This is a genomic window from Streptomyces sp. NRRL S-31 (genome assembly GCF_000718775.1).
GTDB lineage: Bacteria > Actinomycetota > Actinomycetes > Streptomycetales > Streptomycetaceae > Streptomyces.
This window is the reverse complement of record NZ_JOCB01000074.1, coordinates 73,946-84,189: the sequence shown is the minus strand read 5'-3', so window position 1 is coordinate 84,189 and position 10,244 is coordinate 73,946. Positions and strand designations below refer to the sequence as shown.

Annotated in this window: 5 protein-coding genes and 1 pseudogene; 5 read left to right on the top strand and 1 reads right to left on the bottom strand. The window is 73.3% G+C overall.

Annotation, left to right across the window (positions count from 1 at the left end):
• From IF37_RS0126425 to IF37_RS42520, 5 genes and pseudogenes are all read left to right on the top strand, one after another.
• Nucleotides 1-214 (top strand): annotated as a pseudogene (locus IF37_RS0126425) (hypothetical protein); the annotation flags it as partial.
• Nucleotides 211-2,406: a hypothetical protein gene (locus IF37_RS0126420; RefSeq protein ID WP_052845378.1), complete on the top strand. Its 2,196-nt coding sequence runs from the start codon at nt 211-213 to the stop codon at nt 2,404-2,406. The pseudogene IF37_RS0126425 and the gene IF37_RS0126420, both read left to right, overlap by 4 nt.
• A 32-nt stretch (nt 2,407-2,438) precedes the next feature.
• Nucleotides 2,439-3,875 (top strand): hypothetical protein, encoded by a 1,437-nt coding sequence (locus tag IF37_RS39710; RefSeq protein ID WP_052845377.1) that lies wholly within the window; start codon nt 2,439-2,441, stop codon nt 3,873-3,875.
• Nucleotides 3,872-4,405 carry a Pycsar system effector family protein gene (locus IF37_RS0126410; protein ID WP_030747497.1) on the top strand — a complete coding sequence of 178 codons (534 nt, stop codon included), beginning with the start codon at nt 3,872-3,874 and terminating at the stop codon, nt 4,403-4,405. The genes IF37_RS39710 and IF37_RS0126410 overlap by 4 nt, the downstream gene beginning before the upstream one ends.
• Before the next feature lie 871 nt (nt 4,406-5,276).
• Nucleotides 5,277-6,197 (top strand): M48 family metalloprotease, encoded by a 921-nt coding sequence (locus IF37_RS42520; RefSeq protein ID WP_037857079.1) that lies wholly within the window; start codon nt 5,277-5,279, stop codon nt 6,195-6,197.
• Nucleotides 6,198-6,264: 67 nt separating this feature from the next.
• Here the strand turns inward: IF37_RS42520 and IF37_RS0126400 are convergent, their stop codons facing one another.
• Nucleotides 6,265-10,164 carry a DNA-directed RNA polymerase subunit beta' gene (locus tag IF37_RS0126400; RefSeq protein ID WP_030747491.1) on the bottom strand — a complete coding sequence of 1,300 codons (3,900 nt, stop codon included), beginning with the start codon at nt 10,162-10,164 and terminating at the stop codon, nt 6,265-6,267.
• Between the last annotated feature and the right edge of the window lie 80 nt (nt 10,165-10,244).

Sequence of the window (10,244 nt, the reverse complement as noted above, 5' to 3'; positions counted from 1 at the left end):
GGCCCGGCCGGGGGGCCCCCCCCCCCCCGCCGAACCCGCGCCCGGGACCCGGCCCGCCGCGCCCGCCGCGCCCACGGGGGGTGTCGTCTTCGACTTCGGCGGCGGCTCGCCCCGGTTCGGCGGCAGCCTCGTCGCCGGCGACCAGCACGGCGTCTCCGGCGGGCGGGTCACCGGCGACGTCCACCTCGGCGGGACGGCCGGGGAGGGCGCGTGACGTCCGCCCCGGCCGCGCACGACGACGGCACCCCCGGTACCGGCCCCGCCCGGCAGCGCCCGCCGGAACAGCCGTCCTCCGACAACACGCCACCGCGCCGGGCGCACGCCTCCGAGGCGGACCCCCGCTCCCCCGCCGGCCCGGAGCCGGAGGCCGAAGGCCACGAGGAGGCCCGGGCCGCCCAGCGCGAGCTGGTCGCGCACACCCCGGGTTTCTTCCTCGACGGCGACGCCCGGTTCGGCGGCAGCCTCGTCGGCGGCGCCCAGCACGGCGTCTCCGGCGGCCGGGTCGACGGCGACGTCTACCTGGGCGGCCGTACCGAGATCCACCACCACGGCCCCGCCGGCGCCACGCCCGACGCCTCCGGCGAGATCCCGCCCGAGTGGATCGGGGAACTGGCCGCCGTCTTCGCCGACGGCCCCGCCTTCGCCGCCGCGCTGGAGCGGCTGCGCGAGGAGCGGGTACTGGTCCTCGCCGGCGCCCACGCCACCGGCCGCAACGCCGCCGCGCTGATGCTGGTGCACCGCCTCGGCATGCCCGCCGTGCACGCCCTGAGCCCGGAGACCCCGCCCGCCGCCCTGAGCGGGCAGCTGACCCAGCCCGGCGGCTACGTCCTGCGCGACCTGCCCCTCAGCCGCAACCGGCCGCTGCGGGACACCCATCTGTTCGCGGCCCGCGACCAGCTCGCCCGGACCGGCGGCTGCCTCGTCGTCACCGTCGAGAACTCGCCCCACCTGCCCGGCGTCCGACCCTGCCCCTGGACGGCACCGCCCGCCGAGGAGGTCGTCCGGGCCCTGCTCCGGCGGCGCCGGCCCGACGAGGTCGACACCCTGCTCGCGCTCCCCGCGGTGGGCGCGTTCCTCGCCGAGGCGGACCGCCACCCGGCCGAGGCCGCCGCGTTCGCCGAGACGCTGGCGGCGTACGACGGCACCCCCGGCGCGCTGGTCCGGCTCGCGGACTTCGGACAGGCCGCCGTGGAGAAGCAGTGCCGGGACTGGCTGGGCGATCCGCAGACGGGGCTGCGCGACAAGGCCTTCCTCATCGCCCTCGCCGTCTTCGACCAGGCGCCCTACGTCCTCGCCGCCGAACTCGCCGACAAGCTGTTCGTGCACTTCGAGCAGTTGCAGCACCCCGACCGGCCCCCCACCGTCCCGGTGTTCGGACCGGCCGCCGAGGACCGGCTCGAACGCGCCCGGGCCGCCGGCGAGGTACGACAGGAGGAGACCGACTGGGGCCCGGTCCCGCAGTTCACGGCCGCCTTCCGGGACGAGCGCACCGCCCGGGTCCTGCTCACCGAGGTGTGGACCAGCCACCCCTCGGCCCGCCCGGCCCTGGTCGAGTGGCTGCGCCAGCTCGCCCGGGACGGCCGCGGCCTGGTCCGCACCCGAGCCGCCGCCGCGACGGCCCTGCTCGCCGCCGCCGACCTGCCCTCGACGATCGCGCTGCTCGTCGACGACTGGGCGACCGCGGAGGCCGTCGGCCCTCGCGTCACCGCCGCCAACACGCTCACCCTGTCCCAGCTCCTCGGCGCCCCGGTCGTCCTGCGCCTGCTCACCCGGTGGTGCAACGACGGCCACTGGGGGCGGCGGTGGACCGCCATCCGCGCCCTGGGCCTGCTGGCCCCGCTCCGCCCCGACCTGGCCGGCCCGGCCCTCGACGCGCTCGCCTCCCGGGCACGGGTCGACGCCAGCGGCCGGGCCGAGCGGGAGAACCTCACCGAGTCCGCCGCCCTGCTGCTCTCCGCCGGGCGGCGCCGCGGGGAGGTGCTCGCCGAGTTCGTACGGCTGCTGTACCGGGACACCCCCGCGGTCCGCGACCTCGCCCTGGCCGCCTTCGCCCGCGCCTGCGACAACGCCGGGGACGGCGCGCTCGTCGGCTGGTACGCCGAGGAGGGCATGTACCAGCCGGACGCCGCCCGGGACCTGGCCACCCTGTGGCGCACCGCCCTGGGCGACCTCGGCCACACCCGGCAGGCGCTGACCGCCCTGACGACCTGGGTGCACGTCGCCGCCCGCCGCGCGGACGTCGCCACGGCCCTGGAGCTGCTGCTGCCCGCGCTGATCGTCACCGCGGACGACCGCAAGCGCCTCGACCACGCACTGCGCACGATGCGCGCGGAGGACGGCAGCACCCGCCCGCCGATGGCCGAACGGCTGCTCGCGGTGGTGCACCCGGTGCCCGCCGCGCGCTGAAAGACCCCGCGAAGAACAAGAGGAGTTGCCCCATGGCGGACTTCCGCCGCCCACCGGAGTGGACCCAGCACGCCGACCGGCACACCGAACTGATCGACCCGGTGCTGACCGTGCGCCCGATCTCGCGGTTCGACTACACCGCGCGCCGCCAGGTCGGCGCGATCGACCACGCCCTGGTCTTCGTCACCGCGGGCGGCTCGTACGACGTCTACCTGCCGCCGCACCGCCCGAGCCGCACCGAGGCCGCGACCCGCCGCTACACCTCCGTCTACGAGGTGGACATGGGCAGCCACCCGGTCCAGCTGGAACTCGAACTGCCCAGCGACGACGACGCGTTCTCCTTCGGGGCGACCGCCGACCTCACCTGGCGGGTGGCGGACCCGCGGGCGTTCGTGGCGAGCGGCGAGCGGGACGTGCCGACCCGGCTCATCCGCGAACTGCACCAGCTGGCCCGCCCGGTGACCCGGCTCCACCCCATCGAGGACAGCCCGGCCGCCGAACGGGCGGTGCAGCGGGCCGTCGAGGAGGAGGGCTCCTTCGCCGCCGGCACCGGTCTGCACGTGACCTGCGTGGTACGGCTCCGCCTGGACGAGGACGCGCTCGCCCACCGCCGCCGCAAGCGCGCCCTGCGCTACGAGTCGGAGATGCTCGACCCCGAGCACGAGTACCTGGTGCGCCAGGCGCAGCTCGAACACCAGCTGGCGGTGCTGCGCGAACAGCAGTCGCAGGAACTGGTCGCCCGGAAGATCGAGTTCTACCAGTACTGGCTCCAGCACGGCGGTGTCGCCGCGTGGGCCCTGCACCTCGCGGCACACCCCGCGGACACCCGGATGGTCATCGGCACCATGAAGCGGGAGCAGCTCGGCGCGATCCGCAAGGAACTGGAGGTCATCGCCGGGGACACCCTGGAGGACTACCAGAAGGCGGAGTCGGCCAGATCGGTGCTGCGCTCCGTCGACGACCTCATGCGCGAGCAGGACCCGCCGCCCCCGGCCCTGCCCCCGGGCGCGCCCCCGCAGCCGCCGTACGCCCCGCCCCAGCCGTACGCCCCGCCCCCGGCGTCCGGCCCCACGACCCCGTACGACCCGGCCGCACAGGGGACGGCCGGGTCGTACGGGCAGCCCCCGCACAGCCAGGCCCCCTACGGCCCGCAGGCATACGGTCGGCAGGCGCACGGTCAGCCTCCCTACGACCGGCAGGCGTACGGCGTGCCCGCGCAGGCGCAGCCGCCGGTCGCCCCGCCGCCCGGCCCGCCCCCGTACGGGCAGCAGCAGCCGCCCCACGCCCCGACGGCGGCCCACGCCGCCCCGGCCACGCCTCCGCCGCCGCCCGCGCCGCCGGCACCGCCCGCACCGTTCACACCCCCGCTGACGCTCGTCGCCGACGGGCCCGCACCGGTCGTACCGCCCTCGCCCGGCGCCCGGCCCGGGGAGCGGGAGCGGGAGGCCCCCGAGGCGGGGTCGGCATGACCGCTTCCGGCACCACCGCGCCGGCGGCCCGGTCCGCCACCGGCGCCCAGCACACCGCGGAACGGCTGCTCGCGGAGTTGCGCGACGAGATCGCACGGGCCGACACCAAGGCATCGGTCCTGGTGGCCGCGCTCGGCATGACCGCCGGTCTGTTCTCCGGCCTGGTCGCCGGACGGAACTGGTCGCCGGGCCGGCTGTCCGGGTTCGGCACCGGCCTGTGGTGGGCCGGTGCGGCGGGGCTGGCGCTGTCACTGCTCGCGCTGCTGCTCGCCGTGCTGCCCCGCTACCGCACCGGCACCTGGGCCGCGGGGCGCCCGCTGTGCTACTTCGGCGACATCCACCAGGCGGTCCGCGAGGGCCGGCTGGCCGAGGCGCTCGCGGACACCGAGCGGGACCCCGCGGCCGGACTGCTGGCGGCGCTCGCCGCGAACAGCCGGATAGCCGCGTCCAAGCACCGGTGGATCCGCACCGGTCTGATCGCGTTCTGCGCCGGAGCCCTGCTGCTGCCCACCGCCGCGCTCATCGGCTGACGTCCCCGTACGCGAAGGAGCACCGCCCATGTCCCAGCCGCCGGACCCGTCCCAGCCGCCCCCGTACCCCGAGTCACCCCGTCCCGAGGCGGCGATTCCGGCGCCGCCCGCGGCCCCGCCGGCGTACCCCGGCGGGCCCGTCCATCCCGCACCCCGGCACTCCCCGGCGGTCCCGCAGTACCCCCCGCCCGCCCCGCCGTACCCACCGGCGGCTGTGACCCGGTCCGCCACACCCCAGGGCACGCCCCCGGCGTACCCGACGCCATTGGACCCGCCCCCGGCCCACCCCGGCGCGGTCCCCGCGCCCCAGGGCCCGCCTGCGTACCCGACCGCGGCGTTCACGCCCACGGCCCCGCCCTCCGCGCCGCCGGGCCCACCCCCGGCGTACCCGACGGCGGCCCCGGCACCGGCGGACCAGCCCCCGGCCTACCCGTCCCCAGCCACCGCACCGCAGGGGCTGCCCCCGTCCTACCCGGACGCGACCCGCACGGCCCAGGGCACGGCCCCGGCCTACCCCACCACGGTCCCCACGCCCCAGGGCCCGCCCCCGGCCTACCCGACCACAGCCTTCGCTCCCCCGCCCCCGGCCTATCCCGTCACGCCTCCGGGGCCGCCCTCCGCCCACCCGGTCGTCATCGCGTCCCCGCACCCGGGCGGGCCGCCCGCGCACGCGCCCGCGTACCCGGCCGCTTATCCGCCCGCCCAGCCGGTCCCGGGCCCCGCCCACCCGGGACTGCCCGGCCCGCCGGCCGCAGGACCCGCCCAGCCGGGCCTTCCTGCCCAGCCCCCGCGGTACCCCGGCCCGGACGCGGCCGGTGAGGGGGCGAGCCCGCCGCCGGACGACCTCGACTACCGCCACCGCGGTGCCCGCGTGCACGTGTCCGAGTACCAGCGCGGGGTCGACGCGACGGCGATCGGGCGGCTGGCGGTGCAGGTGCCCGGGGCCCTGGTCAGCCTCGGGCTGGTCTGCTCCATCGCGCTCGGCGTCTTCGGCACCGTCGTGGGGACGGCGGCGGTGCTGGCGTGGGTCGCCTCCGGACTGCTCGTCTTCCACCGGCCGACCGAGCGCGCCTTCGCCCGGTACGTGCTCAAGCTCCGCCCGCCCACCGCGCAGGAGCGGGCCCGTCTGGAGCCCGTCTGGAACGAGGTGATCGCCCGGGCGGGCATCGAACCGGGCACCTACGAGCTGATGGTGGAGAACAGCGACGAACTCAACGCGGCGGCGGTGGCCGGGCACGTCGTCGGCGTCACGACGTATTCCCTCACCCAGGTCCCGAGCAGCAACCTGGCGGCCGTGCTCGCGCACGAGCTGGGCCACCACACCGGCGGCCACGCCTGGGCCGGTCTGCTCGGCTACTGGTACTCGCTGCCCGGCCGCGTCGCCTGGGCGGTGACCCGGGTACTGGCCGGGCTCGCCATCGCGGTCACCGGCTTCTTCTCCGTCGCCGCGACCGGCGCCCTGATCCTGCTCATGGCGTTCCTGGCGGTCTGCGTGTTCATCGTCGCCTGGTACATCGCCGTCCCCCTCGTGCTCGCCCCCTATCTGCTGGCCTACGCGGGCCGGCGCGGGGAGCTGCGCGCCGACCAGCAGGCGGCCGAGCTGGGCTTCGCCCGGCAGCTGGCCGAGGTCCTGTACCACTTCCAGGTGCAGGAGGAGGCGACCAAGGCGGCCCTCGCCGCGCAGGGCCGGCAGCCGAAGGAGCCCGGCCGGCTGAGCCGGCTGCTGTCCTCGCACCCGGACCGCCCCACCCGGATCACCGCCTTGCAGCCGTACCTCGGCCTGCACCGCTGACCCGGTCCCGGACACGCCGAAGGGCGGCCACTCCCTCGCGGGAGTGACCGCCCTTCGGACTGCTCGCTTACTGGTTGTACGGACCGTAGTCGTAGTCCTCCAGCGGAACGGCCTGGCCGGAGCCCGTGCCGAACGGCGAGTAGTCGATGTCGTCGTAGCCGACGGCCGAGTACATCGCGGCCTTGGCCTCCTCGGTCGGCTCGACCCGGATGTTGCGGTAGCGGGACAGACCCGTACCGGCCGGGATGAGCTTACCGATGATGACGTTCTCCTTGAGGCCGATGAGGCTGTCGGACTTGGCGTTGATCGCCGCGTCCGTCAGGACTCGGGTCGTCTCCTGGAAGGAGGCGGCCGACAGCCAGGATTCCGTCGCCAGCGAGGCCTTGGTGATACCCATCAGCTGCGGACGACCGGAGGCCGGGTGACCGCCCTCCTGGACCACACGACGGTTCTCGGTCTCGAACTTCGAGCGCTCGACCAGCTCACCGGGCAGCAGCTCGGCGTCGCCGGACTCGATGATCGTCACGCGGCGGAGCATCTGCCGGATGATGATCTCGATGTGCTTGTCGTGGATCGACACACCCTGCGAGTTGTAGACCTTCTGGACCTCGCCGACCAGGTGGACCTGGACGGCACGCTGGCCCAGGATGCGCAGCACGTCGTGCGGGTTGGTGGCACCCACGGTGAGCTGCTGGCCCACCTCGACGTGGTCGCCCTCGCGGACCAGGACCTTGGCACGCTTCGAGATCGGGTACGCCGTCTCGTCGCTGCCGTCGTCCGGGGTGACGACGAGCTTCTTGGTCTTCTCGGTCTCCTCGATCCGCACGCGGCCGGAGGCCTCGGAGATCGGGGCGACACCCTTCGGGGTACGGGCCTCGAAGAGCTCGACGACACGCGGCAGACCCTGGGTGATGTCGTCACCGGCCACACCACCGGTGTGGAAGGTACGCATCGTCAGCTGGGTACCGGGCTCACCGATGGACTGGGCGGCGATGATGCCGACCGCCTCACCGATGTCGACCAGCTTGCCGGTGGCCAGCGAACGGCCGTAGCACATCGCGCAGGTACCGACGGCGGACTCGCAGGTCAGGACCGAGCGGGTCTTGACCTCCTCGACGCCACGGCCGACCAGCTCCTCGATGAGGACGTCGCCCAGGTCGGTGCCGGCCGGGGCCAGCACCTGGCCGTCGACCACGATGTCCTCGGCGAGGCAGCGCGCGTACACGGACGTCTCGACGTCGTCCGCCTTGCGCAGCACACCGTCCGCACCGCGCGAGGCGATCTTGAGCTTGAGGCCACGGTCGGTGCCGCAGTCCTCCTCGCGGATGATGACGTCCTGCGAGACGTCGACCAGACGACGGGTGAGGTAACCCGAGTCGGCGGTACGCAGAGCGGTGTCCGCCAGACCCTTACGGGCACCGTGGGTGGAGATGAAGTACTCCAGCACGGACAGGCCCTCACGGAACGAGGCCTTGATCGGACGCGGGATGGTCTCGTTCTTCGCGTTCGACACCAGACCGCGCATACCGGCGATCTGCCGCATCTGCATCATGTTTCCTCGGGCACCCGAGTCAACCATCATGAAGATGGGGTTGGTCTTGGGGAAGTTCTCGTTCATCGCCTCGGCGACCTCGTTGGTCGCCTTGGTCCAGATCGCGATGAGCTCCTGCGTGCGCTCTTCCTTGGTGATCAGACCGCGCTCGTACTGCTTCTGGACCTTCTCGTCCTGCGCCTCGTACCCGCGGACGATCTCCTTCTTCGCCTCGGGGACGACCACGTCGGAGATGGCCACGGTGACACCGGAACGGGTCGCCCAGTAGAAGCCGGCCGCCTTCAGGTTGTCGAGCGTCGCCGCCACGATGACCTTGGGGTAGCGCTCGGCCAGGTCGTTGACGATCTCGGAGAGCTGCTTCTTGCCCACCGAGTAGTCGACGAACGGGTAGTCCTCGGGCAGCAGCTCGTTGAAGAGCGCGCGGCCCAGGGTGGTGCGCAGGCGGAACGAGTCACCCTGCTGCCACTCGGGCTCGCCCTCCTCGCGCGCCGGCGGGGTCCAGCCCCGCGGCGGGATGGTGCCCACCGGGAAGCGGATGTCGATCGGCGACTGGAGGGCCAGCTCGCCGGCGTCGAACGCCATGATCGCCTCGGCCGTGGAGCCGAACGCGCGGCCCTCGCCCTTGGTGTCACGCAGCTCGCCGTCGGTGGTGAGGAAGAACAGACCGAGGACCATGTCCTGGGTCGGCATCGTCACCGGACGGCCGTCGGCCGGCTTGAGGATGTTGTTCGAGGACAGCATCAGGATGCGGGCCTCGGCCTGCGCCTCCGCGGACAGCGGCAGGTGCACGGCCATCTGGTCACCGTCGAAGTCCGCGTTGAACGCGGTGCAGACGAGCGGGTGGATCTGGATGGCCTTGCCCTCGACCAGCTGCGGCTCGAAGGCCTGGATGCCGAGGCGGTGCAGGGTGGGAGCACGGTTCAGCAGCACCGGGTGCTCGGCGATGACCTCTTCGAGGACGTCGTACACGACCGTGCGGCCGCGCTCCACCATGCGCTTGGCGCTCTTGATGTTCTGCGCGTGGTTCAGGTCGACCAGGCGCTTCATCACGAACGGCTTGAAGAGCTCCAGCGCCATGGCCTTGGGCAGACCGCACTGGTGCAGCTTCAGCTGCGGGCCGACGACGATGACGGAACGCGCCGAGTAGTCGACTCGCTTGCCGAGCAGGTTCTGACGGAAACGACCCTGCTTGCCCTTCAGCATGTCGCTGAGGGACTTCAGCGGGCGGTTGCCGGGACCGGTCACCGGCCGGCCGCGACGACCGTTGTCGAAGAGGGCGTCAACAGCCTCCTGAAGCATGCGCTTCTCGTTGTTGACGATGATCTCCGGGGCACCGAGGTCCAGGAGCCGCTTCAGACGGTTGTTGCGGTTGATGACACGGCGGTACAGGTCGTTCAGGTCGGAGGTCGCGAAGCGGCCACCGTCCAGCTGCACCATCGGACGCAGGTCCGGCGGGATGACCGGGACGCAGTCCAGGACCATGCCCTTGGGGCTGTTGGAGGTCTGGAGGAACGCGGAGACGACCTTCAGCCGCTTCAGGGCACGGGTCTTCTTCTGGCCCTTGCCGGTACGGATGATCTCGCGGAGCCGCTCGGCCTCCTCGTCGAGGTCGAAGGACTCCAGGCGCTTCTGGAGCGCCGCGGCACCCATCGAACCGTCGAAGTACGTGCCGAAGCGGTCACGCAGCTCGCGGTAGAGCAGCTCGTCGCCCTCCAGGTCCTGGACCTTGAGGTTCTTGAACCGGTTCCACACCTCGTCGAGGCGGTCGATCTCGCGCTGCGCGCGGTCGCGCAGCTGCTTCATCTCGCGCTCGGCACCCTCGCGCACCTTGCGGCGCACGTCGGCCTTGGCACCCTCGGCCTCCAGCTCGGCCAGGTCGGTCTCGAGCTTCTTGGCACGGGCCTCGAGGTCGGCGTCGCGGCGGTTCTCGATCTGCTGGCGCTCGACCGAGACGTGCGCCTCCAGGGAGGGCAGATCGCGGGTACGGCGCTCCTCGTCGACGTACGTGATCATGTACGCCGCGAAGTAGATGACCTTCTCGAGGTCCTTCGGCGCCAGGTCGAGCAGGTAGCCCAGGCGCGACGGAACACCCTTGAAGTACCAGATGTGCGTGACGGGGGCGGCCAGCTCGATGTGGCCCATCCGCTCACGGCGCACCTTGGCGCGGGTGACCTCGACGCCACAGCGCTCGCAGATGATGCCCTTGAAGCGGACACGCTTGTACTTGCCGCAGTAGCACTCCCAGTCCCGGGTCGGACCGAAGATCTTCTCGCAGAAGAGTCCGTCCTTTTCGGGCTTCAGGGTGCGGTAGTTGATGGTCTCGGGCTTCTTGACCTCGCCGTGGCTCCACTGACGGATGTCGTCAGCGGTGGCCAGGCCGATCCGGAGCTCGTCGAAGAAGTTGACGTCGAGCACTATGCGTCAATCCCTCTCAGGGTCGAAAGTCTGTGGTCTGAAACGGGGGCCTGGGGGTCGGCGGGGGCCTCACACGGTGG

What these genes read in the sequence shown, in the direction of transcription:
- IF37_RS39710 (WP_052845377.1), top strand. Translation starts at nt 2,439, where the DNA reads ATGGCGGACTTCCGCCGCCCACCGGAGTGGACCCAGCACGCCGACCGG.
- IF37_RS0126410 (WP_030747497.1), top strand. Translation starts at nt 3,872, where the DNA reads ATGACCGCTTCCGGCACCACCGCGCCGGCGGCCCGGTCCGCCACCGGC.